This window comes from Coprococcus sp. AF19-8AC (assembly GCF_003603115.1).
Classification (GTDB): domain Bacteria; phylum Bacillota; class Clostridia; order Lachnospirales; family Lachnospiraceae; genus Coprococcus; species Coprococcus aceti.
On record NZ_QTMI01000003.1, the window covers coordinates 263,968 to 290,360 of the forward strand.

At 42.8% G+C, this 26,393-nt stretch carries 15 protein-coding genes and 1 pseudogene; 14 read left to right on the forward strand and 2 right to left on the reverse strand.

Features of this window, described 5'->3' with window-relative positions; genetic code table 11:
- Positions 1-7 precede the first annotated feature (7 nt).
- Positions 8-907, forward strand: coding sequence for a sensor histidine kinase (locus DWX57_RS09395; protein ID WP_117915790.1), 900 nt, complete (start codon positions 8-10; stop codon positions 905-907).
- A 231-nt stretch (positions 908-1,138) separates the two neighbouring features.
- Here DWX57_RS09395 and DWX57_RS09400 read toward each other — a convergent pair whose 3' ends face one another.
- Complete coding sequence (locus tag DWX57_RS09400; protein ID WP_120123867.1) at positions 1,139-1,498, reverse strand: helix-turn-helix transcriptional regulator; 360 nt, start codon at positions 1,496-1,498, stop codon at positions 1,139-1,141.
- Positions 1,499-1,727: 229 nt separating this feature from the next.
- Here DWX57_RS09400 and DWX57_RS09405 point away from each other — a divergent pair, with 229 nt between their 5' ends.
- The 12 genes and pseudogenes from DWX57_RS09405 to DWX57_RS09455 all read left to right on the forward strand — a co-directional run bounded on the left by DWX57_RS09405 (position 1,728) and on the right by DWX57_RS09455 (position 24,024).
- On the forward strand, positions 1,728-2,039 hold the full coding sequence (locus tag DWX57_RS09405; protein ID WP_120123869.1) for a hypothetical protein: 312 nt from the start codon (positions 1,728-1,730) through the stop codon (positions 2,037-2,039).
- A 108-nt stretch (positions 2,040-2,147) separates the two neighbouring features.
- Positions 2,148-2,387, forward strand: coding sequence for a helix-turn-helix domain-containing protein (locus DWX57_RS09410; protein WP_117961092.1), 240 nt, complete (start codon positions 2,148-2,150; stop codon positions 2,385-2,387).
- A gap of 457 nt (positions 2,388-2,844) precedes the next feature.
- The gene (locus tag DWX57_RS09415; protein WP_005423220.1) at positions 2,845-3,039 is read left to right on the forward strand and encodes a hypothetical protein; all 195 of its coding nucleotides are present in this window, start codon (positions 2,845-2,847) and stop codon (positions 3,037-3,039) included.
- A 103-nt stretch (positions 3,040-3,142) separates the two neighbouring features.
- A pseudogene (locus DWX57_RS14725) lies at positions 3,143-4,276 on the forward strand (integrase DNA-binding domain-containing protein).
- A gap of 267 nt (positions 4,277-4,543) precedes the next feature.
- The gene (locus DWX57_RS14545; RefSeq protein ID WP_278321130.1) at positions 4,544-4,669 is read left to right on the forward strand and encodes a hypothetical protein; all 126 of its coding nucleotides are present in this window, start codon (positions 4,544-4,546) and stop codon (positions 4,667-4,669) included.
- A gap of 238 nt (positions 4,670-4,907) precedes the next feature.
- Positions 4,908-6,260, forward strand: a complete 1,353-nt coding sequence (locus DWX57_RS09425; RefSeq protein WP_120123871.1) for a hypothetical protein — start codon at positions 4,908-4,910, stop codon at positions 6,258-6,260.
- Positions 6,241-6,942 carry an ABC transporter ATP-binding protein gene (locus tag DWX57_RS09430; RefSeq protein WP_015534070.1) on the forward strand — a complete coding sequence of 234 codons (702 nt, stop codon included), beginning with the start codon at positions 6,241-6,243 and terminating at the stop codon, positions 6,940-6,942. The genes DWX57_RS09425 and DWX57_RS09430 overlap by 20 nt, the downstream gene beginning before the upstream one ends.
- Before the next feature lie 7 nt (positions 6,943-6,949).
- Positions 6,950-9,457: an ABC transporter permease gene (locus DWX57_RS09435; RefSeq protein WP_243106213.1), complete on the forward strand. Its 2,508-nt coding sequence runs from the start codon at positions 6,950-6,952 to the stop codon at positions 9,455-9,457.
- A gap of 253 nt (positions 9,458-9,710) precedes the next feature.
- Positions 9,711-19,772 carry an InlB B-repeat-containing protein gene (locus DWX57_RS09440; protein ID WP_165852789.1) on the forward strand — a complete coding sequence of 3,354 codons (10,062 nt, stop codon included), beginning with the start codon at positions 9,711-9,713 and terminating at the stop codon, positions 19,770-19,772.
- A gap of 128 nt (positions 19,773-19,900) precedes the next feature.
- Positions 19,901-22,342 (forward strand): LuxR C-terminal-related transcriptional regulator, encoded by a 2,442-nt coding sequence (locus DWX57_RS09445; RefSeq protein WP_118017846.1) that lies wholly within the window; start codon positions 19,901-19,903, stop codon positions 22,340-22,342.
- Between the two features lie 270 nt (positions 22,343-22,612).
- Positions 22,613-23,194 (forward strand): xanthine phosphoribosyltransferase, encoded by a 582-nt coding sequence (locus tag DWX57_RS09450; RefSeq protein ID WP_004849872.1) that lies wholly within the window; start codon positions 22,613-22,615, stop codon positions 23,192-23,194.
- A 35-nt stretch (positions 23,195-23,229) separates the two neighbouring features.
- Positions 23,230-24,024: a hypothetical protein gene (locus DWX57_RS09455; protein WP_004849874.1), complete on the forward strand. Its 795-nt coding sequence runs from the start codon at positions 23,230-23,232 to the stop codon at positions 24,022-24,024.
- Positions 24,025-24,087: 63 nt separating this feature from the next.
- Here DWX57_RS09455 and DWX57_RS09460 read toward each other — a convergent pair whose 3' ends face one another.
- On the reverse strand, positions 24,088-25,878 hold the full coding sequence (locus DWX57_RS09460; RefSeq protein ID WP_120123877.1) for an alpha-amylase family glycosyl hydrolase: 1,791 nt from the start codon (positions 25,876-25,878) through the stop codon (positions 24,088-24,090).
- A gap of 181 nt (positions 25,879-26,059) precedes the next feature.
- On the opposite strand from DWX57_RS09460, the gene DWX57_RS09465 reads away from it, so the two are divergent.
- Positions 26,060-26,230: a hypothetical protein gene (locus tag DWX57_RS09465; protein ID WP_158564597.1), complete on the forward strand. Its 171-nt coding sequence runs from the start codon at positions 26,060-26,062 to the stop codon at positions 26,228-26,230.
- The last annotated feature ends 163 nt before the right edge of the window (positions 26,231-26,393 follow it).

The window sequence follows — 26,393 nt, forward strand, 5'->3', positions numbered from 1 at the left end:
GGAGAAAATGTCTAACATAGAATGGATTTTAATTATCATAACAATATTTTTAGTAATACTGCTATTTCGATATATTCAATTAAAAAAACAAATCCGTAATCTTGCGGATCAAGTTAATGAATTGAATTCTGGAAATTCACAGCAGATGTTAGACATTTCGTTGATTGATAAAGATTTAGAAAGACTGGCTGGTATATTGAATCAATATAATATCAGACAACGACAGGCTGTTGCAGGCGTATTACGCAATGAAGAGTATTTAAAAGAATCTGTTGCTAATATATCACATGATTTGCGTACACCTCTTACAGTCATTCTTGGTCATTTACAATTATTGCAAAAAGAAAATTGGGAATCCAGTCAAGCACAGCGTGTAAAAGTGATTTTTAGCAAAGCCGAAAAAATGAAAGAATTGGTAGAAACATTCTATGACCTTTCTATTTTGGAGGAACAGCAGACAGTTCCAGAAAAAGAAAAGTTTAATATATCTAATATGTTAATAAATTTAATTACGGAAAATGCCGTTGCATTAGAAAAGGAGAATATTTTACCCGAAATAAATCTCCCAGATTATTCAATATACGTATATTCTGATAAAAATATGGTAGAACGAATTTTACAAAATCTGTTGACAAATGCAATTAAGTATTCTGTTGGAACGATAAAAATAACACTTATGGAGAAAGAAAATAATAATATTATATTTACCATTGAAAATCCAATGAGTGACAGTTCAGAAATTGATTGCAATCGACTTTTTGACCGTTTTTATACAGGCGATAAATCAAGACATAATGGAAGTACAGGATTGGGACTTGCGGTAGTAAAAACACTTGTTGCCATTCTTGGCGGAAATATTGTTGCAAAAGTACATGCCAATAGCCTTATTATTACTCTTGAATTATAAAGTATTGAAGATATATTCGTATAATAATTCATTGAAGAGTGGACATCAAAATGTAAAGTCAATAGTTTGTAAAGTTCAGTTACAAACTATTGGCTTTTTTCATTACTGTGTAACAAGTAAATTTACGATAAAGAAATAAGGATAGTCGGCTCTTATTTGTTGCCTGCGGAGCAGATCAACAAATAAATGTTGAAGAATCTGTATAGAAAAACAGAGAAAACAAGAAGCAAATCACTTCTTATTCTCTCTGCTGTTCAAGATACCGTCAATCGTACCTTGAATGATTTTTAATTCATTATCAATCAATAAATCAAGTGATGAATCTATCTGACGGCGGGCTGTGTTTTTCTCAACATTCTTCGCTGGATAGAAATACTCGTCAACAGATATATTGAACATTGTAACTAAATCATGGAATAACTGAAAGCTAGGGTGTTTTCCGATATTTTCAATATCTGCGATATGACGTTCTCCGTAAAAGACTTTATCGCCTAAATCATTTCTGGAAAGCCCTGCTTTCTCTCTGGCTTCTCTGATTGCCAGTCCTAAAGGACGAAAATCAAAGCTGTGTGTATTTTTATTTTTTCTCATTTTTAATCACATAGCATGAGTTTATACTTCATGTTGTGCGATTAGGATGTATTAAAAACTCATATATCAGATGTTTTAAAAACAGTCTATTTGTTATTGATGCAAATAGGCTGTTTTCATATTTACAAAAAACTTTTTCAATCCTGCAACAAATCACACCCTGCCGTACAGATATGGTGCGGAAAGAGGGATACATACTTTTCACTTTATAGAGAAAGGGGGGGTGATTTTGAAACCATCAGACTTCCAAAAGACAATACAGTGTCAGTTTGACTGTAAGCTCAAAAAGGTTGTGAAAGGCATTGTCCGTAACTACCGCAAGGAATTAGCCAGACGACAGGCAAAGGAAGTATCCTTTTGTGAGCTTCCAGAGATTGTTGTTGAGAAATTGATTGTATGGGACGATTACGAAAGTGAATATACAACATTCGATGTGTGCGGTACAGAAAACCATGTACTTGACGAAGAACTTGCAGAAGCACTGAAACAGTTGCCGGAGCAGAGCCGGAACATTGTATTGATGTTTTTTTCTTGGATATGAGCGATTCGGAGATAGGCGAAAAGCTGAACATCAACCGAAGCACATCATACAGGCACAGAAGAAATTCACTTGAAGAAATCAAAAAGCAGTTAAAGGAGAAGAAAACAAATGAAAAATAAGCAACACACACTTCCATCATTTTTTCTCATATCATCAGCCGTGGACGGTAACGAAACTGCCATAGAAAAGCTGTTGCTGTTCTATGAAGCCTACATATCAAAATGCTGTTTACGTCCGTTTTACGATGAATACGGTAACGTATACATTGTGGTTGATATGGAATTAAAGGGACGTATCAGAGAAGCCCTTTTAAAAATGATATGTGAATTTGAAATAGACGAACATTAAGTAATATTTGAGCGGAGCATGATTTAACAAACTCCCCTCTTTCCTGTTCCGCTTTTTCTTATCATTCTGTATCAGTCCATTTGTAAAAATGAATTGATACAGGCTGACAAGAGCCTAACAGTTCTTTGACAAGTGAATAAAGCAGTCAGATACGTTTGTGCTTGCAGTGAGCCATCGGAAGTTGTACGTCGTGACTTTCCCAATCGGGAGATAGCGATTCATGCAATGATCTGGGAGCAACCGTTGGAAAAGTCGTTCTGCCATGACCTGCAACACAGGATAATGATACACCCGTACGACACGGTTCAGCCCACAGGAATGGGAATGGTTGAGATACCAGCGGAGCTTGCCTAAGCCGTCTGATTGCTTGTAAAAAGCACATGGTAAAGGAGAGTGATACTTTTACGGGTGTGCAGAAAATGACGATAATACAGGTCGGTAAAAGGAGGGCTGACAGATGAACAAAACAAAAGAAAGACCAACCTCACAGCCGATAACGGTAAATATAGATAAATTGTCTGCAATGTTATCTTGTGGTCATGCTACTGCAAGAAAGATTGGAGAACAGGCAGGAGCAAAAATTGTGATTGGACGTAGGGTTCTTTATTCGGTAGAAAAAGTCAAAAATTACCTCTCATATCTGGAAGAATAACACCCTTTTTCATTTATGTTTCTTGTGATATATGGTACAATATTTATGGACATAACCACGTCATGAGAACAAAAGGGGGCTATTACAGAAAGGAATGTTTCTCATGGCAAATAGCAGAAAAGACCATAAAGGAAGAAAATTAAGAGAGGACGAAAGCTGGCGTAAAGATGGTAGATACAGTTACCGTTATACAGATATAAGAAGCGGAAAACGTCTGACAGTATATGCAAGAGATTTACCGGAATTAAGGGAAAAGGAAAAGCAGATTGCAAAAGACTTGGAAGATAACATTTTAACTGATGGAGCAATCAAAAAACTTACTCTTAATAAATTGTTTGAAAGATATATGTCTACTAGGGAGCTGAAAGAATCCACTAGAGCAAATTATCTGAAAACATGGGAGAATCGTGTCAAAGATGAAATTGGAAACATCAAGGTTGTTCAGATTTTACCATCACATATCAAATCATTTTACTCAAAACTTTCTAAAGCAGGATATGCATATTCTACAATAAAATTTATTGAAAATATGATTTGTCCGGCATTGGAAATGGCTGTTGATGATGATATTATCCGCAAGAATCCGGCAAAGTTTTCTATCAGTGATTATGGTAGACAGGCAGAAGAACGTATTGCCTTAACAGTTTTACAACAGGAAAAAATGCTGGAATTTGCGAAAAATAATCAAGTATAAAACACCTACTATCCAATGCTCAGAATCATGTTAGGAACTGGTGTAGGGTGCGGAGAACTGATTGGATTGACTTGGGAAGATGTAGATGTCAGAACAAAAGTGGTAAGTATTGACCATCAGTTGATTTATAAAGATTTAGGAGATGGCTATAAATTCCATATTTCCACGCCAAAGACGGATTCTGGAATCCGAACTATCCCTATGACATCAGATGTACAAAGAGCATTTGAAGAACAAAAGAAATTAAACTTTATGCTTCAAAAAGGAAAAGATGTTGAGATAGACGGTTATAAAGGATTCATTTTCATGGCAAAATCCGGCATACCGCTCATGCCTAGTGCGATAAACAATATCTTATATAATATTGTAGACGCATATAACAAGAAAGAAGTTCAAATTGCAAAGACTGAACATAGAAATGCTGAATTGTTACCAAAGGTATCCGCTCACATAGATGTAACAATGGATGTATATAACCATGTAAGTGAGATGTCCAGAATTGAGAGTGAAATCACAAGGCTGGAAAGCGTAGCAATTAGCTGACACCAAAAATAAAAAATTGGTGTCAAATCAAGAAAAAGTGATGATTATAAGGAAGAAAAAGTGTTGCAAACCCCGTAAAATCAAGGTTTGCAAAAAAAAATCTAAAAAATTAGCACTCACCTCTTGACATTGCTAGCATAGAGGACTATAACATAGTCAAAGATAAGAAAAGGATAGCACAACCGGTGGTGCACATGACCGTTTGACATATGCACTGCAGATTTCTGTTATATAACATTTTAGGAAAACAGAAAGGAAGTGTTCAAAATGGATAAAAATCCAAAGCATCCATTGAAGAAAAAGAAAGCAGTTCAGAAGGTATATGCAACAGCAAATCACAACGCTGTAGCAGCTGAAGAACCGGCTACACCAAAGTCAAAAAAGCATAAATAGTATATGAGACAAAGGTCCCCTGTATCTGCATCAGGCAGGTATGGGGGACTTTTTTTGTCGTGGGAACAGCAATATATAAATTTGATTTCTGAATATGGGGTTACTGATGTATAATATATATATAACAAATATTTATGGGATATATTGTCGGACTTGACAGACTGATATATTTTCGAACTAAAATATATTGAGTGTTGATGGGATAATAGATTTGGGACACATGGGGAATATGAAAAATATGGAGAATGCGGAAGGAACGGAAACAACAGATAAGGTCAGAAAAACGGGTAAGCTGGATGAGAAGCTTTTGCCGCCGGACAAGCTTGTACTGCCTAAAGCCTCTACGCCCAAAAATCAGAACAAGCTTAATATGAAGATACTTCTGGTGGAAATTCTCATTGTGGCAGTGATCGCTGTGATCGTGATAGTTATGGCAGTAAATGGTAAGGGCAGGAATCCTGACATGAAAGGGTATTACTATAGAGGGCGTTGGCATCCAATAGGATTCGCCGGCATAGACCTGTATGGTTTCATTATGCTCATATTTATGTGTATTGGCCTCGGAGTGATGCGGGTAATCCCGGGTACTATAGCGGATTTTTCGACAAGACCGGGGAAAGAGAAACGTGGAGAGCTTGAATCTATCAGGAGAAATAATTATGCAAAGCATTTGTGCAGATTGATCGAGATCGATAAGACGGAAATTTTGGATAATATGAGAGATAGATTCAATCCTGTAGTCCAAATCCTTTTTTCGGAGGCGCAGGCTGAATGTCTGAATAGATCGAGGGCCTGCAATCATCTTATGGTCAGACTGGGGCTTGGCAGTGTGGATATATCTGATCATGTGGTGGTTCAGGAGGCTGGCGGAAAGCGGGAGAGAGAGGTACAGCTCACAGACGTTGCAAATGAGGTGAAGATAAAAACGGCAGTTATCCACGACTTGCCGGTGGTGCTGGATCTCAGCCGTACCGGGGTTATAGGAATAGTAAGTGATGGAAATAAAAAGAGTGCATTTGATATAGCGAGAAATATCATAGGCCAGCTTGAGATAAATGAGACAAATGACAGGATTCAGCTAGCATTTGCCTGTGATCCGGGTGATGGTGAATGGGTAGGATATGATGAGCTTTATCTGGCGGATCGTAAGAATGGAGAAATCTCTTTTGCCGTAGGAGAAGCTGATGTGAAGGGCTTGTTAGACATGCTGGCAAATGAGCTTCAGAAAAGAAATGGTACTCTGGATTATTTTGTGAATAGCGAGAATGTAGGCGGATATAGGCATATAGTTTTGTTTGTTGACGATCCCGGACTTCTGGAGGGGCATTTGATAAATCGGTACATTTTGCCGGGGGAAGAAAATCTGGATTTTACAGTTGTCGTTCTCTCTGATGATGAAGAGAAGTTTATTTTGGAGATGGACTGTGAGATAATACAAAATGATGATTTTGCGGGAATATATAAGCCTGGAACGGAAGAGTGGATAGAGATCAAATTTGACAGGGTGACCGAGGCAAGGCTGTGGAGCCTGGATGAGATTGTAAGAAAGAACAGTGAAAGGATGGTGCAGGATGAGCTACGTAGAATTTAAAGATGTTAAGAAGGTATATAAGACAGGAGAGGTGGAGATCAATGCTCTCCGCGATGTGGATTTTGAGATAGAAAAGGGAGAGTTCTGCGTTATAGTTGGAGCCTCTGGTGCGGGCAAGACTACTATCTTGAATATACTTGGCGGTATGGATACTCTGACAAGCGGCAGCGTGAAGCTGGATGGCAGAGAGATATCAACTTTGAATAAGAGACAGCTCACGGCATACAGAAGGTATGATGTGGGATTCGTGTTCCAGTTTTACAATCTGGTACAGAACCTTACAGCACTTGAGAATGTGGAGCTGGCGGCACAGATCTGCAAGGAACCGCTGGATGCTGCAACGGTTCTGAAGCAGGTGGGACTTGAGGATCGTATGGCGAACTTCCCGGCACAGCTCTCAGGTGGTGAGCAGCAGAGAGTTGCCATAGCAAGGGCGCTTGCAAAGAATCCAAAGCTTCTGCTCTGTGATGAGCCGACCGGAGCTCTGGATTACAACACAGGCAAGGCTGTGTTGAAGCTTCTTCAGGATACATGCAGAAATACGGGAACGACAGTTATAGTCATAACGCACAACCAGGCACTCACAGCCATGGCGGACAGAGTCATCACGGTTAAGAGCGGAACTGTGGAGAAAGTGGTTATGAATGATAACATCAGGAACGTTGAGGATCTGGAATGGTAGGTGGCCTATGAAATCAATGATGAGACGCACGACATTTCGTGAGATAAAAAATACATTTGGAAGATTTGCAGCCATCATGGCGATCATAGCTCTTGGTGTGGGTTTCTTCTCGGGGCTCAAGATGACGAAGCCGGACATGATGAATACCATATCGAATTTCCTTGACAAGGGAAATTTCTATGATCTGCATCTTCTGTCAACTCTTGGATATACGGATGATGACGTGGATTCATTTGCTGGGGAGAAGGATGTGCTGTACGCAGAGGGTGGTTACAGTCTGGACGTCCTATACGAGAACCAGGGCGAAAATGACAGGGTGTTGAAGACTATGTCAGTTCCGGAAAACATCAATAAACTGAGTCTTGTGGACGGACGCATGCCGGAAAATGAAGATGAATGTGTTGTAGATGCCAAGATGGACAGTATAAAGATAGGTGATGTCATAGAGGTGGCAGATGACGATGCAGCAGAAGGTGAGGGCGGCAGTACACAGGATATACTGAAGGTGAAGAAGTTCACTGTTGTCGGAACTGTCAACTCCCCTCTTTATATTAATTTTGAAAGAGGAACCACAACCCTTGGAAATGGTAAGATCGCGGGCTTTGTATATGTCAGTCCTGAAGCATTTGACAGCGAATGCTACACCGATGTATATGTGAAATTTGACAGAAAGTTTGATTTGTATGCCGATGAGTATGAAGACTATATAGACGACAGGAAAGACGAATGGGAGTCAATATGTAAGGCCAGTGTACTGGACAGATATAAGGATATCCTCATGGCAAAGGGTATGACGGAGGATATGGTGAAGGACATAACGCTGGATGATGCAGATGGTGTGAACTATTACATACTCGGCAGGGAGACGAATATCGGATATGTCTGCTTTGAGAGTGATTCAGACATAGTAAATGGAGTTGCAAAGGTATTTCCGGTATTCTTTATATTGGTTGCCGTGCTCGTGTGTATGACTACCATGAACAGGATGGTTGAGGAGCAGCGCTCTATGATAGGTATGCTGAAGGCTCTAGGCTATGGCAAGGCGGCGATCATGGGAAAATATATGATCTATTCGGGAACTGCGGCTGTAGTAGGATGTGCAGGTGGATATCTTATAGGTACATATGTATTTCCGGAGGTTATCTGGTATGCATATCATATGATGTATATACATCTGCCACTTGAGAGAACCACAGACTGGACGCTGGTTATTGGCGTGCTGGCAGCATCCCTTTTGTGCACTGTAGGTACAACCTGGTTTTCCTGTAGATACGAGCTTTCTGAGACTGCGGCAAGTCTTATGAGACCTAAGGCTCCGAAGCCGGGCAAGAGGGTGTTCCTTGAGCATATCCCATTTATATGGAAGAGACTGAAATTTCTGAGAAAGGTAAGTGTCAGAAATGTATTCAGATATAAAAAGCGTTTTTTTATGATGATAATAGGAATAAGCGGCTGTACTGCGCTGCTGCTCACAGGCTTTGGAATAAACGATTCCATAAGCGGATTTGCGGACAATCAATATGGGGAGATACAGGTTGGAGATGGAGTGATAACGCTGAATACATCGATTGCGGGTGATAGAGAAGATGAGCGCTTCAGTAGTCTGAAAGACCGGCTGGAGGAGGATACCTCCTGCTATGATCTCGTCAGTGAATCTACCTGGGATCTGGTGTGTGATGGTGGCGTAAAGTCCGTGAACATGGTCATCATGGAAGAACCTGAGCACGTTGACAGGTATATGAAGTTTGCTGATAAAGATGGTGCGAAGATAGAATATCCGGGCAAAGGGGAAGCTGTGATCAATACTGCGCTGGCAGAACAGTACGACATCAAAACAGGCGATGTAATAACGGTCAGAGACAGCGAGATGAAAGAGATAAGAGTTTCCGTATCAGGCATATTCAGGAATCATGTATACAACTATGTGTATATATCACCTGAAACATATGAGGATCAGATGGGGGAAGCACCTCAGTACAAATCGGTGTACTTCAATCTTGAGGAAGGCGCAGATTCGCATGAGATATCTGCCGATCTTATGGGTGATGCAGCAACAGCGTCAGTGACTATCAACAAGGATATGAAGAACAGAATATCCAAGATGATGGAGAGTCTGAATTATATAGTAATTGTAGTCATACTCTCGGCTGGTGCACTTGCATTTATCGTTCTCTACAACCTGACAAATATCAATATCACAGAGCGCCTCAGGGAGATTGCAACCATAAAGGTTCTGGGATTTTTCAAAAACGAGACTTCAGCTTATGTGTTCAGGGAGAACAGAGTCCTGACGACATTCGGAATCGCTGTGGGACTTGTGCTTGGAGTTTTTTTACATGCATTTGTCATAGGCCAGATCAAGGTGGATATGGTTGCATTTGATACGTATATAGCGCCGATGAGCTATGTGTACAGTATCGTTCTGACATTTGTGTTCAATTTCCTTGTCAACAGAGTTATGTCAGTCAAGCTTGATAAGATAAATATGGCGGAATCGCTTAAGTCGGTGGAATGATCCTTTCATATATGGCATGTAACAGAATAGTTTAGATGTTTATTACGATCCACAGGGCGTACAGTATAGACGGTACGTTCTGTGGATTTTTTTGCAAAAAAGTTGTTTTCACGCCTGTTACTAGCCTTTTGGTTAGTGTACATGGAAAAACATAGCAATTATAATTGTAAATATATTATTGATATCAGAATGTGGCAGCTTAAAACGGCTGGTGCTCATGGTTAGTTTTTTAAGTGAAAGGGAGGAAGAAATTATGAGAAAGAGGGCGATAAGCTGGGCGCTGACGGCCAGTATGGTGCTATCTATGCTGTCCGGATTTATTCCCGGACAAAAAGCATACGCGGCGGACAGCTCGAAGAAAACAGGCAAGACGGTGGTCGAGACAGAGATTGACGAGAGTACATACAAAGCTCTGGGTCTCAGCACCGATATAGACAAAAGCAAAGCTGCGGTGCCGTATGACAAGGATAATATATCTACATTTGCAGAGGTGAATGAGGTATACGTTGCGGCAAACGGCAATTACAGAAACAAGTACACTGTGCGAGACGGATTTGACAGGATTGGAGATTTCAAGGACAGGACTACAAAGGTAAACAGCAGCCTTGGCAATCTGTACGGAGCGTATGGTTTCTATGATCTTGGCGAAGATAATGTGAAAGTGGAACACGGCGGATCGGGAGACAGTAACATAAGTAGCAACATGGGAAATGTTCTAAAAAAGGACAGTAATGGTTTTAGTGGCCTGTATGCGACAAGCGTTGCATTTGATGGAGGCGACGGAAAAACCAACTACGTTGCGGAGCTAAGAGTACATGGAGATAAAGTATTCAGTCCAGCTGGATGGAAAAGTATTAAAACTGTCATAGACGGCAAGGAGTACCGCGGAAAGATAGATGTGAATATTTTCAAGATAGCAGCTGATGGTACAAGATATTCAATTGCTACGCTTACCCCTACTTTAAACAAGAATTCTACATATAGCGATGGACTTTTGTATTTTATCAGAAGATACCAGCAGGAGCTGGATGCGATGTTTGAGATCGAAAAGGCCGATCTGAATGGAGATGGCTTTGAAGATCTTCTCGTATACTGTGGAACTTACGAGGATAGAAATATAAACGATCAGAACATACGCTATGCCATAGTCGATGTATATTATGGCAAGGGAAACGGCAGGTTCACAAAGGGAAATAATATAAGCATACCGGGCGGGCTTGCATCTAATTATGAAAGTGGAACGGATGGATCGTGGTGTGATTATGGAATAGGAAGAGCTCCTGTGGTAACTCTGGCCGGCGGTGATCTGGAGCAGGATGGCCGGGATGAGGCCGCGGTTGCCGTATCTGGATCAGTTCTGAATTACAACATGGCAAAGGCAGGTCATATGACCGTCTATACATATAAAGACGGCGGACTTGTCCCTATAGAAGGTCTGAATGAAGTGTCACTTGGAGACACAGATGGCGGAAAACAGAACTATGGAATGTATGCTGCAAATTGTGCATTTGGCCGGTTTAAGTATCCTGGATCAGGAGCCATGGTCACAGGACTTATAGTTGGTGGATATTATTCGAGCAATTCTCAATATGTGCAGAGGGAATATGAAGCCACGCAGGCTGCATACAGATACGTATACTACGATAGTCTGACGGATAATTATGTGTTGTCAGATTATCATACGAGAAGCCTGGGGACTAAGAGTAAAGAAATCGTGAAATATCACGAGGTTAAAAGTAACGAATATTACAGACCTGTGAATGCACCTCTGGCGCTTGCGTGTGCAGACCTTAAGGGCATGAACGGCAATAATGAAAATGACAGTGTGCTTTTTGGCGCAGAGGTATATGCTTTCTCACTGGAAGATGGCGGAATAACAGGTTCGGAGATAGGAAGCATGAGTATATGTACCGACCAGCGCAATCAGGGCAACGACAAGAAGAAAAAAGATCAGGTGTGGATCGGCGATGTCAGGGTTGGCTGTGTCGATAAGGATGCCAAGGGGAACAATTACAGACAGAGTTTTGTGTGCGTTGTGGGAGTGCACAGAGAGAAGAAACTCAATGATAAAGATGATTATTACTGGCTGGACATAGCGACATTTTCCATGGATGGCGGCAGCCCATACAGCAGTCAGGAGGGTGTAGTATGCCAGTCAAACAGCAGACAGGATATGTATGGAACATTTGTTTCACTGTGTCTTCCGGATATTGATAATGACAGTGTGCGGTTAAAGTACGAGGGAGAGTATCCGGTATACACAAATCCAGAGGTCTATGCAATCCTTCAGGCAAGTCCGTATTTTGATGATGTTCAGGAAGTATATGAATATGTAAATAACGGTGGAACATCATATTCAACAAGCAAAGGTTCATCGAACACGGTATCAGCTAACTTGTCAATATCAGTTGGCGCGTATGTGTCGTCGGAGATCCAGCTCATCGGAGCAGGTGAGGTAGAGGTTGAACTTTCGTATGGAGCAAGCTTTGAATATGCAAATACAAAGACAACGGAATATGAGATAACATATAATGCCGCAGGTGGAGGTTCTGATCAGGTTGTTCTGTACTGTTTGAAATATATGTATTACGAATACTCCATATATGATCCGATTGCGAGAAAATGGGAGCCGGTGGTTATGCCGGTATGTCTCGGACCTTCAACTTCAATCATAGATGTGGCAGATTACGACAAGGTTGCAAGAAGGAGCAAGGGGCTCAACGAGATATATAATAATATTCTGAATAACACAGCGGGAGACCCTGCTACATACCAGACTCTTGGAGGTAAATTAAAGTACGCCTATCAGTCAGGTGGAAATAACAATTATTCTTCTGTAAATGCCAGCTCTGGTGCAGATCAGACTCAGACGATATCTGTGACTGATGAGAATGAGTATTCAACTGAAGTGTTCCTTGAGGCGAACGAAAAGCTTGGTGCTGGAGGCGGAGGACTCGGTAATAAGGTCATCGTCGGTGTAACATCAAGCCAGCATGCGGGTCTTGGTCACACCCGTGTAAGCTCGAATGGTGTTACATACAGTGGAACGGTGGACAATGTTCCGGCAGACTGCACAGGCTTCTCATTTGACTGGCAGCTGCGAGTGAACACTGCAAAGCTGAACAGCGACAGTGATTCAGTGTTCGTCATTGGCTATGATGTTAAGAATGTTGTTCGTCCGGCGCGTATGCCGATGGGACTTTCTGTTGTCGACACAACGAGAAAAAGTGTCAGTCTTGAGTGGTCACCGTCCAATGATGCAGATTACTATGAGGTCTGTATCGTTGATGCAGGAGGTAATTACAACAGCAAGGCAGTTGTGCCATATACAGTTACTGACTATGAAGTGAAGGGACTATATTCCAACAGGACTTACACATTTGCAGTGAGGGCTCTTCAGGCAAATGGTTCAAAGAGTCTGTTCAGCCGTCCGGCAACCGCGACGACACTTCAGGACAGTTCTAACTTCCATATAACAAAGAACCCTGATGATACAAATACGTTTGCCGGTGGAAATGCAGAATTTGCGGCAAATGCGGTTTATTATGATGGGGATGGAGTAAACCAGAGCGTTGGATACAACTGGCAGGTTAATACAGATAATGGATGGAGAAGCGTATCGACAGGAGGCAGCAATCCTACGCTCAGACTTACTGATGTAAGTGATGAAATGGATGGAAACGAATATCGATGCAGAGTTTATTACAACGACATCACACTCTACACCAAGACTGCGACACTCACTGTAAATAAGGCGGACAGCAAGGTCATGCTCCTGGCGCACAACGATACCGAGAATAAAGATCTGTCGGATGGCAGCGTAGTCAGGGCATCGGGCTCAGAGACTACAAAGGTGGAGAACGTGACTAAGGAGAGAAATCTTATAACAGTAACATCCGGAGTCAGGGAATATATTCTTGTCAGCGACGGAACAAACTATATGTGGAAAGATAGTAACGAGAATTACTATCCATGCAGCGTAAGCGTCAAAAAGGACAGCGATGGTTACGTGGATGAATCACAGACATTTAAAGCATCTGATGTGGGCGGCACGGCATATGGTGTGAGTGAATCAGATTTCATCGCAGATATTGATGGCAATACTTACAAGCTGGCCAGCGTAAATGCAGATGACTATGCAGGTGAAAAGGTGTCATATGCATCTGATGATGTTACATATGACAGGATACTCGCAAAATGGGTATCAGAGGATGGCAGCAAGAACTTCTATCTTCTCGGAAACACATCGGGAAGTGAAGACAGTACGGTGTACTATTATGTGGCAGATAGTGAAAGCGGAAGTTTTACGATGACTTCAAAGAAGACTCTGAATGTGTCAGATACTGTCAAGGTGGTCCAGACTGATCTCAAATCGGTATATCAGACCAAGACGGTGAGATCTGAGACCACAGGGGCAGAGGTCACATATACAGGAGACAAGATCACACTCAGCTGTCAGCCGAAATCACTGTCAGGTGAGGACGTACAGGGAGATGTGGAATTTGTCATTACAGGGCCTGAGATCAAGCGCATAGCTGGTAAGTACGACAGAGCAAATGGCTGCTATACTGCACAGTGGGAGCCATCCGGACAGGGAATATACAACGTATATGTATACTTTGCAGGAAATAAACAGTACAACGACAGTATATCTGACTCGATGTCTATATATACCTCATTTGAGGGAAAGACGAACATGAATCTGACCATGCAGGATAATGTAAGATACGGAGATTCAGTGAAGATGTCTCTGGAGAGAGTGTCATACGACAATACAGGAAAGCTTCAGGATATCACGGACGATTCAGAATACACAGTCAAGATAAAGAATAATAAGACAGGAGAATTTGAGGACACAGACAAATACGAACTTGCAAACGGCGTGTTTATACCGAAGTCTATTGGAATGTTCCAGATAACGGCATCAAATGGCGGAGACAAGACTCAGAAGAATATAAATGTTGGAAGGGCACAGCTTGAGATAGCTGCCCAGGATACAGAGAAAAGTGTAAATGATTCTGTAAGAGAGTGCGAGGATGCGGTGATAACAGGTCTCAAGGCATGGGATACCGACATAATGCCTCAGAGAGACAGGGATTACGAGCTCGGATCATATGGAGTAAGTGGGCTGCTGCCGGGTATATATGATATAGATGTTGCATACGTCAAGGTGGGCGATCAGCATTCACAGGTTATGAATGAACTTGAGAAGAACTATATAATAAACCTGGTTAAAGCATCATACACACTGACAGGAAACGTGTACACCGTTACTGCCAGGCCGGCAAATACACATGGTACAGTTTCAATCAAGTACCAGCAGCCTGGAAATGAAAACAGTGACGGACTCACAGTTGACAGTGGAACAAGACTCCCTGAGAACTCAACGATCACTTTAGCTGCTACTCCTCATAAGGGATATAAGGTTAAGAGCTGGTCACTAAATGGAAAGACAGTTACGGATCCACAGTGTGGAACATCCGGTGGCAAGGCGTGCAGCGATGACCAGATCCAGATGGCTAAGCTGAAAGCAAACATGAATGTAGCAGTAAACTTTGAGCCTGTATATCACAAGCTGACATACAAGCCGGACAATGAGGCTCACGGAACACTCAAAGCAAACTATGTGACGGATGGAACAATTGGAAAATCGTTTGGTTCAGGTGCAAACATTCATATAGAACAGAAGGTAAGACTCACTGCGGTTCCGGCAGCAGGATATGTTCTGGATCATTGGACTGTTACGGGAGAAGATGGAGTTCCAGAGACCGTTCTCGCGGAAGATGGAGTGACAAATAACACATCTCTCACATATGATGCAGAGGAGATCAGCGAGGATACACTTATCACGGCATATTTTGCAGAGGCACAGAATTTCAAAATATCAGTCTCGCCTGTAACTGTTGGAAGCGATGGAAAGACTACAGTGACAACAGGTGTGGATGTCACAGTCAAGGCTCAGCGAGTTGACGGCACAGTGACTATAGAGAGCGGTGAAGACGGTATATATGAAGTCAGCCGAGGCGACAATGTGACCATCCAGGTTACCGTTCCGTCAGGACTACTTCTCGACGGATGGTCAGCAGCAGATGGACAGGAACTTGGAACTATATCAGCGGATCTCAGGACGATGACAGTGTATGATATAGCTTCAGACCTCGACTATACAGTTAAGTACACTGCGCCGAACAGATACAAGGTGACATATGGTGCGGATGATGATGCAGCCGGTGTGGTAGATGCTGTGGCTACCGGAAGTACAGACGCACTTGTATCCGGTGACAAGCAGCTTCAGGGAAGTGACATAGTATTTACAGCAACTCCAAATGAAGGCTACGAGATAGCATACTGGGAGGTAAATGGCGAGAAGGTTGATGCTGAGGCAGAAGGTGCTGGTGCCCAGAGGTATGAACTAGAATATCTCGGCAAGGATACAAAGGTTGTCGTATACTTCTACAAACAGCCGGTTGTGTCGTGGATATCAGGAAATGACACAGAGATGACTGCAAGGTCAGGAGATTCTGATCTGGCAAATGGCGGATGTATCGCATATGCAAGTAAGGATGATCTGAAATTCACATTTGCAGTGAAGAGAAATTATGAGATAGCTGACATAAAGGTAAATTACGCAGGAGAGGATGTATTCAGTCTTGCGGAGGACAGCGGAGAAGGAAAGCTGGCTGAGACTGCGGATTCTGAGTCCGGAACAGAGAGATACACATTTACGTGGAGTGCTCCGGCAGATGGATTTACAGGGGATGTGACAGTAAATGCCACATACAGAAAGATCGCACCATCCGTGAAGGCTGAGTATTCTCTGAAAGTGATAGAGAAGGCTTCTGCTGGAGAGGCGTCAGGAAAGACACACGGCTCTATAAGTGCAGATGTGTCAAGAAAAAATCTCCCTTCATACATACAGATAGGAGATACCATAAGTGATGCGACGGAGAGCAAATCTGCGCAGATCACAGACATATACAGAGATTCTGTCATCACATTCAAGGTTGTGCCTGATGATGGATACAATGTAAAAGAATGGATCATAAATGGACATAAGCTGACAAGCGAGACGGAGAATATAAAGTTATATTCAGACAAGAAAGTAAATGATACCCTTAAGATCACGGTTGACGGAGATTCATCTGATGTGACAGTTATGGCTGGTCTTGAGCTGGTTGGTGATGTACTCACATTTGGTCCTGAGACAGAGGGAACAGGTGAGGTGAGCGCCATGATCACATCTACAAAGCTGGTGCTCGAATCAGGAGATATGATAGGTGCTGCTTCATATGTGGAATTCACAGCGGCGGCTGCAGAAGGATATGAAGTAGCAGACTGGCTTGTAAATGGAATCAGTCAGGGCGTGGCAGAGAATATATTTGCATACAAAGTGCCAAAGGATACGAGAGTTGATGTGAGGGCTGTGTTTGACAGACCTGTGTATAAGATAACATGGTCAGCGGACGGAGCCGGACAGATAGAGGCAGAGAACGTGACATCAGGAGAAACACTATATGGAGAGTCTGCGGATATCAGAGGCGACAGAATGCTTAAGTTTACGGCTATTCCGGATCTGTATATGGAGTGTACGGGATACACAGTAAAGACAGCAGAGGGAACAAAGGATTACACAGCAGAGGAGCTTGGCAGCAACGTATTTGTGGTTGACAAGGTGGCATCTGACATAGATGTTGTTGCTCACTTTGCTAAGCAGGAACTCAAGTCAGTTATAACCTTTGAGGCAAATGATACTGCTCTGGGAACTGTGACAGCGGTATATGGACTGGACGAGAAGGCTGAGATCACAAGTGGCGATAGCCAGGTATCCGGCGGAGATGCAGTATTTACGGCAGCTCCTGCAGATGGCCAGATGATCGAGGGCTGGTATCTTGATCCTGAGTGTACACAGGCTATAGAAGGCACTGAACTGGAGCAGACTACCTATGAGGTGAAGACTATCTACACAGATGTGGCAGTATATGTTAAGTTTGTGGAGATTCCAGAGTATACAGTTAAGGTAGGTACAACAGGAACCGGATCGGCGAAGATCACTGCATCTTCTGACGGTGAGGAACTTGAGATCGTATCAGGAGAGGTTAAGCTCAAGAGACATAAGGATCTTACAATAACAGTTGCACCGAAGGATGAATACAACACAGTTGAGCACTGGACAGTTGACGGAGCAGATGTTGATTCAGATGAACTCACATACAAGCTGACAGACATAACAAAGGATGCAGAGATATATGCATATATCGCACCATCACTTCTTGTAAATGTAATATTCAAGAATGAGGATGAAGTTAAGAAATATGACAATATAGACATCAGTACAGGTTATGTCGGCGAGGATGGAGATATAAGCGGACTTAAGCCAATAAATGCTGAGAATAACTTAGTGAGAATAGGTTCTGGCAAGGATGTAAGATTTGCCATAACACCTTCTGATGATTATATGATCCAGGCATGGACAGTTAAGTACATCAGAGGCGGAAAGGTTGTCAAGGAAGAGTCTGGCACTGACTTTGGATTTACCAACGAGATACTTTTAAATGATGTTACAAACAGCATAGAGGTAAGTGCAGAGCTTGTTGACAGAGTTGGATATGCCATTCCTGTAGAGGGAAATTATGACAGAGATAATAATCTGATAGAGACTGCAGGTGGTGAAAGCACACCGGAGACAGCTTACACTATAACAGACCTTACAAAGATACCAGACAATGTGGTATTCAAGAATGACAATGGCGTAGTTCTTGATAATATGGTAAGAGAGAACGGAGATGCGAGTGTTGTTATTACACCTGCTGAGGGCTGGAGAATCAGAGATATAATCATTGATGAACCAGAGAACGCTGAAAATTCAGAGGAGTCAGAGAATATCATGTCAGTCCAGCCAGTGCTTGCAGAGGATGGAACTGAGACAGGAGCATATCTTGTAAGTGATGTAAACGTCACAAAGAATATGGAGTTTAAAGTTGATGCAGTTAAGCTTTACTCTGTAACAATAGCAGATACAGAGCATGGAAACATAAAGGTGACAAAGCCAGATGGCACAGAGGTGAAGAACGGTGAAATGATTGACGAGAAAACTGTTCTTACATACACAGCAACACCGGATATGTACTATGACTTTGACGCATGGACAGAGGATGCGGCAGATCAGGCTGAGAGCACATTTGAAAAAGCCCTTGACGGAAGTATCACAGTGGGAGCAGCCTTCAAGGCAAGATATGCAAAGGTAAGTATTGCCACAGTGAAGAATGGTACGGTAACTGTCACAACAGCTGACGGTAAGAAGATATCTAACGGACAGCTGGTTCAGGAAGGCACAGATATCATCTGCAAGGCAATTCCTGCAAAGCATTGTGATCTGTCAGCCTGGGGCGGAGATGCCAAAGGCAAGACTGGTACTACAGTGAAACTTACGGTGACAAAGAACATGAATATAAGCGCGGCATTCAAGTTCAGGTATGTGAAGGTAGCGATTGGAAAGACTGAAAACGGATCGATCACAATCAGGACTGCGGAAGGCAAAACAGTTAAGAATGGTGCATCAGTGATCGAGGGAACGGTTCTTATCTGCACAGCAAAGGCGGCAAATAACTGTAAACTTGGAAGCTGGACAGGAAGCTTCAAGAGTACAAAAACTTCGGTAAAGGTTGCTGCAAATAAGAATATGAAAATCAATGCCAGGTTTGTAGCAAAAATACCGGCACAAAATACAGCTGGTATCAATAAGAATATCCATGCAGTAGTATCTGGAAACAAAGTGACAGTTGTGTGGGGTAAGGTTAACAAGGCTGACGGATATGATATATATGCACAGGAGTGCTATGTAAACTTTAACTCGAAAAGTCTTGTTAAATCGGTAAAGGGCGCATCGGCAACCCGAGTTACAATATCCAGCATTAATGGCAAATCACTTGCTAAGTTAGATACGATCAAGCTGAGAGTAAAGGCATATAAGCTGGTAAATGGTAAGAAGAAGTATATAGACAATAGTGTCATGCTTCATATAGTTACCAATAGCAGCAAATATACCAACATCAAGAAGGTTCTGCTTCCACGGAAGAGTTACGTGTTGGGAGTTAAGCAGACGATTAAGCTTAAACCTGGATATACCAAGGCAGATGCCAGCAAGAAGGTGCTTGATGGCACACATGGTGCAAGGTATTTGTATGCATGTACAAATAAAAATGTTGCTACAGTTGATGCCAAAGGAAGAATAAAGGCAAAGGCCGCAGGAAAGTGTACGGTCTATGTAATTGCTGTAAATGGCACTACACAGGCTGTGCAGATTATAGTAAAATAAAAATAGTAGCTGCATGAGGTGCTTGATATCCGGCCCGTTGGGGCTGGATGCAGGCACCTTTGCTGATATATACAGGGTGTTGATTATCTATACCGGGATTAAAAAGTGAGAAAAGGAGATTTGTACATATGGGGAATACGGCTTCGGGTAATAAAGGCTGTTTTATAAAACCGAAAAAAGCCTGGAGGCTTCTGAAGACAGCGGATGAAGGGAATGTAACTGCATATATATTCGGGGTCAGTGGTTCGGGAAAGACGACTCTTGTCAGCAGATATCTTGGAACACGTAAGTACATGGTGGTGGATGCCGGCGGTATCAGACCGGATGACCTTGTGGTAGAAAGCAGCAACGCAAGAAAAATAATTGTCATAGATAATCTGCACGAGCTCTCATGGGGGGATGTGGACACAGTGAGGGAGCAGATCATAGAACTCATTAGAAGAGAAGACGTATGGGTTATACTCGTTGGCCGGTGTCCGGTTCCCCCATGGCTTTCTGCTGTAAGATTTCAAGAAGGATTTTATGTGGTGGACAGCAAGCTGCTTATGTTCAGTTTGGAGGATATAAAGAAGTATGCTGAATACGCTGGATTTAGTATCAATGAGGCACAAGTGCAGAGAATGTACTATGAGACTACAGGACTTCCGCTGGCTGTGGAGATGTGCCACATCAAATACATGGAAATGGCATATACAAGCGAGATAACAGATGATATGTATAATGATTTTTCGAGACGCGTTGAGGATGAGATGTGTAATTACCTTGAGTATCATGTGTATGATAACTGGGATGTGGAAATGCAGGAATTTCTCATGGAAATATCCGTGGTGGATGAGTTTACAACAAAACAGGCTGAGATGATAACCGGAAGAAGTGACAGTGAGCTTTTGATCGAGAGGGCAAAGTGGCTTGGAAACTTTATGACCAGCCGGATGGATAAGGATGGCAATACACAATATCAACTGCAGTTTCACATGAGGGTCTCTATGCGCAGACGTCTTAAGCGGAAGTACGAGAAAGAGCGTATAAGAGGCCTGTATGAGAATGCCGGACTGTTTTACAGACTTAACGGAGATATAAGGAAAGCTCTAGAGATGTATGAAAATGCAGGAGTTACAGAGCGAATAGTTTCAATACTTGTCGATAATGCCAGACATGCGGCGAACAGTGGTTATTACTATGATCTGAAAAAATATTACCTGGAACTTCCGGATCATGTCATCGAGAAAAGTCCTGAGCTTATGTGTGGTATGAGCATGCTGCAGTCACTCCTTCTAAATCCTGATGAGAGTGAAAGATGGTACGACAGACTAAAATTATATGCAGATGAAAACCAGGGAAGTGCCAGGAAAAATGCAAAGGGGCTTTTGCTGTATCTGGATATTGGTCTGCCGCACAGAGGAAGTGTTGATGTATTAAAGCTTTTGAAGTCAGCATACACAATGGTCTTTAATAAGGAGGTAAGAATACAGGAATGGTCGGTTACATCCAATCTGCCTTCAATGATGAACGGTGGAAAAGATTTCTGTGAGTGGAGCAAGAGAGACAGAGAGCTGGCATCGAAGGTTGGCAGGATAGTTGAGTTTGTGCTTGGAAAATATGGAAAAGGCCTTGTAAATCTTGCTTTGGCGGAGAGTTTTCTTGAAAAGAGCGGAGATAATTATGAAGTGGCAACTCTTGCGGCAAAGGGCAGAATGCAGGCGGAAGCAGGAGGGAAAATAGAGCAGTGCTTTGTTGCTGATGGTATATTGGCGTGGCTGCATTTGCAGAACGGAAAGCCACAGGAGGCTCTTGAGGTTTTGAATGGAATAGAGGGAAAGGCTGAAAAAGAGGAAGGACAAAATCTCCTTCCCAATATATATGCATTTGAGACCAGATGCAGCCTGTACAGAGGAGATAGAGCCTGTGTTACAGGTTGGATGGAAAATGCTCCGGATGAAAATGTTGAATTCAGGATATATGACAGGTTTATCTATCTAACCAAAGTGAGAGTATACCTTCAAAGCGGACGGAATGAACAGGCATATTCGCTGCTGACAAAGCTAAGATATTATGCTGAGATGATGTCCCGTACGTATATAGGGATAGAATGTAGTGTGCTGATGGCTGTAGCTTTGCAGCGATTAAAAAATGATGACTGGAAAAAGGCGATGTGCCATGCTATGGATACTGCGATGGAATATAGCTTCACAAGGATTATATCCAGAGAAGGTGCGGCGGTGAATACTCTTATAAATACCTGTGGATGGAAAGTCGAGAAAGATGGTGCTGACGATAAGGAGATAGCCGCAAGAAGGGCATATTTCAGACAACTGCAGAAGGAGACTGAGAGTATGACGAGATACTACCCCGGATATATGAAAGCGGGAGTGGATGATGTTCAACTCAGTGAGACTGCTACAGCCATACTTAAACTGCAGGCAGAGGGGCTGTCCAGACAGAAGATAGCGGACAGACTCAACATGTCGGAGGCGAATGTAAAGTATCATCTGAACCAGGTGTACAGGAAACTCGGGGTGACTGATAAGGCCGGGGCGGTTAGGGAGGCATCTAACAGGGGACTTATCTAGTGATTGTGAGATTTGTGTTCGGTGGTGATTTACTTGAATACACCGCATGTAAAAGTTGTATATGAATGTATATAATTAGGGTGGAAAAACTTAGATTGTTGTTGTATTATGTCTATAATTATGATTACATACGAATCAGTAACGTCAGATTGAGATGAGGATAATTTCCGTATGGCATAAAAGTGTTGGTGAAGATGGCATTTGGAACTTAGAGAATGAGCGAGTACGGACGGATTCGTATTTGACAGGTATTCAAGGAGGAATTACGACGTGAATTTTTTGGAAGAGAGAATAACTAAGGATGGAATAGTAAAGGAGGGCAATGTTCTCAAGGTGGATAGTTTCCTGAACCACCAGATGGATATACGTCTGTTTGATCAGATCGGTGAGGAGTTCAAGAAGAGATTTGAGGGAACAGAGATCAACAAGATCCTTACTATAGAGGCATCCGGAATAGGCATTGCCTGTGTTGTTGCCAGACATTTTGACGTGCCTGTTGTATTTGCGAAGAAGTCAAAGAGCATTAATATAGAGGGCGATGTGTATGTGGCAGAGGTTGAGTCATTTACACACAAGTGTAAGAATCAGGTTATCGTATCCAAAAAATTTATAAATCCGGAGGACAAGATTCTTATCATAGATGATTTCCTTGCAAATGGATGTGCGCTTCAGGGACTCATCTCCATAGTCAAGTCAGCAGGCGCCAGCGTAGAGGGAATCGGAATCGCAGTTGAGAAGGGCTTCCAGACAGGTGGTCAGGTCATCAGGAATCTCGGATATCATCTTGAGTCGCTTGCGATAGTGGACAGCATGGACGCTGCTACGGGCGAGATAAAGTTCAGGGAGCAGTAGGATCGCTGCGGGATATTTGCTGAGAGGTGGGGTATATGGGAAATAACAATTTAGAAGAAAAAAATGTTTCTATGCCTGAGAAAATTGGAGGCGTAATATTTGGCATATGGTTTGTTGCCAGTATTATAGCCGGATTTGTTGCAAGTGAGATCGGAACGGATGCTGTTATGCTTGTTGTGGGGCAGTTTTTTGCCGGGATAGTTCTTGTCATAATTCTAAAGACTCTTATTCCGATGATTAAGAAGCGAAAGCGGGGGAGCATCATCGGTATAGTGTTCATATCTGTGTTTGCCGGTGCTGCATCGGCGCTGATATGGGCGGCGTGTGCTGTGAAAGATGGCTCTTTTGCGGATAAGATAGTATTGCTCCCGGAACGGATATTGGGGAGAGAAAATTGCAATGTTGGAGCATTTTATGCAGAGATATTTGCCTGTGCATTCTTTGTGGTCAGTGCAATAACACTGCTCTCTGTGATATGTAAGAGAAAAGCGCTTGAGCGAAGATGTTCATTTACTGTGAAAGCTGTATGCCATGATGTACGTGCAGATATGAGACAGGATATGAGAGCCGGCAGAAGATATCCGGAGGCGGGAGTATTTGAATTTACATACAGGGATAAGCAGTATAAAGTGTATGAGCAGACATATGTATATGGACTGAATATAAGTAAAGGCGATGTGGTATATCTTTATATCAACCCAGAAAATCCGTACGAATTTTATCTGGAAAACAGTGGTATATTCAGCAGTCAGGCGATATGGTCAGCAGTTTTTTTGATGGTTATATCAGGTTTGATGGCCGCAGGCTGCAATTTGTTGATTTTTAGGTGAAAAAATAGCCAGGTGCATGTTCTCCAATTTGGAGAATATGCACCTGGCTGTTTCTACGTAATTTTATCTGAAACTCTTCAGCCAATTGACGAGAGAGTCGTGCCAGATATTATCTACGACTGTCTTTTTCATCTGTGCGTCAACAGGTCCGTTTCCGGCAAGCTTTGCCAGGATTGCAGCCTGAAGTTCAGGAACTGTCATGGATTCCGGAGACTTGCTCCAGTCAACTGTGATGGTTTCTGGATCAACCGGGGTGTCGGCGGCAGCTTGGGCAGAAGCGTCCTTGGCTGAATCTTTTACCTCGTTGGCGGCAGTAGTATTCTTCTCAATATCAGTAGTGTTTTTCTTAGCATCTGCAGATTCTGTAGCAGTCACAATGTCTTTGGATTCTATCTTTGGTTCAGCTTCCTTATTGCCTTTTGCATCGGTAGCTGTTTCAGATGCTGCTTTATCTTCTGTGTTGGTCTTAGCTTCGCTATCAGTCTTCGTCACAACCTTAACCGGCTTTACATCCAGGTCTGTTCCCTCAGGCACCCAGATCTCACCACTGTTTGCAGGCTGGGTTATGTTGATATGACCATCATGTACAGATACCTTTTCGCCTGACAGGGCGCCGATGTATGCTGTGCAGTTCCCTGCTGCAAGGTGCATTCCGGCTGGGGCATCGTCGTTGTTCACTGACACGATGACACGTGTTCCGTCAAGATCCCTCGCGTATGCGAACTGTCTGTTGGTGAGCATCAGCTCATCGTAGCTGCCATATGACAGTGCAGGAACGGCCTGACGTACCTTGCCGAGTGCGGCGATGAGTGCTGTGCAAGGGTTAGTTTTTACTGAATCCTTGTAATCTTCTATATTGAGAGCTGGTCTTAAGGAATCGTCCGAGCCATATTCCTTGCGTCCCTCAATGCCAAATTCTGAACCGTAGTATATGCTAGGCACACCCGGAAGAGTGTAGAGCAATACATGTACAGGTGCAAAATGAGCCTTATTGGTAAGCTTTGTATAGATACGCTCCACATCATGGTTGTCTACGAAGTTGTAGAGCTTTAATGTTCCCATGTTCTGGAGACGTCTTACAGTGTGCGCGATTTCAAAATAGTTGTGGTCGTTGTGCCCGCTGTACAGAGCCTTGTGAAGTGTGTAGTTGGTGACACTGTGAAGAGTCTCGCCGTTTACCCAGCGGCTGTAGTCGCCGTGGATGACCTCACCCATGAGCCAGAAATCCGGCTTCACTTCATTTGCTGTGCGGCGCAGTGCCTTCATGAAATCAAAATCAAGGACGTCCGCAGCGTCAAGTCTGATTCCGTCCACATCGAACTCACTCACCCAGAAACGAATCACATCGCATATATAGTCAACGACAGCAGGATTCTTCTGATTCAGCTTGACGAGAAGGTTATAGCCTCCCCAGTTGTCGTAAGAGAAACCGTCGTTGTACTCGTTGTTGCCCCAGAAATTCACGTTGCAGTACCAGTCTTTGTAATGTGAATTCTCTCTGTTTGCCTGGATGTCCTTGAATGCGAAGAAGTCACGGCCTGTGTGGTTGAACACTCCGTCGAAGATGACCTTTATTCCCTGTTCATGGCAGTAAGCCACAAATGCTGTCAGGTCCTCATTTGTTCCGAGACGGGAGTCGAGCTTCTTGTAATCTGTAGTCTCGTAGCCGTGTCCGACTGACTCAAAGAGTGGTCCGATGTACAGTGCTGAACCGCCGATCTCCTTTATATGATCCACCCATGGAAGCAGGGTGTTTAAGCGGTGAACAGGCTCACCGTAGTCGTTCTGTTTAGGGGCTCCTGCAAGTCCCAATGGATAAATGTGATAAAATACTGCCTCATCATACCATGCCATAGTTATCCCTCCATTTTTTAAAATTAGCATTTACATTATACTAAAAAAATTAGGAAAAAGCGACAAAAAAACATGTCTATATTGCACGAACTATGGTAGAATCATTTCTGTTGAAATGGACAAAAAAATACAGGAAAGAAAATGAGTAAAGAACAAGCTAAAACAGCAAATTCAGAGCGCGATGATAATTGCAGGAATAGGCTCCCTTATCCAGATCTTCCCTAAGATTGTGCAGACGGTATTTGCTGAGAACTGTGTGGCTGTTGTATTCATAGTTGCCATCATTCTGAATCTTGTGCTTCCTAAGAACATGGATGTCCACGAGACCCCAAAGACTGAGGATGCAGAGTAGATCCAATAAAACATACAGATTATCCGAGAGGAAAACTTACAAGAGGTGTAAGTGTTAATCACAGCGTCGTTCTGATATTATGATATCAGAGCGGCGCTGCTTTTGTATTAACGTGGGCAACGAGCAAAAGTCCGTGATAGCACTCCGGCCCCATGAAAATAAG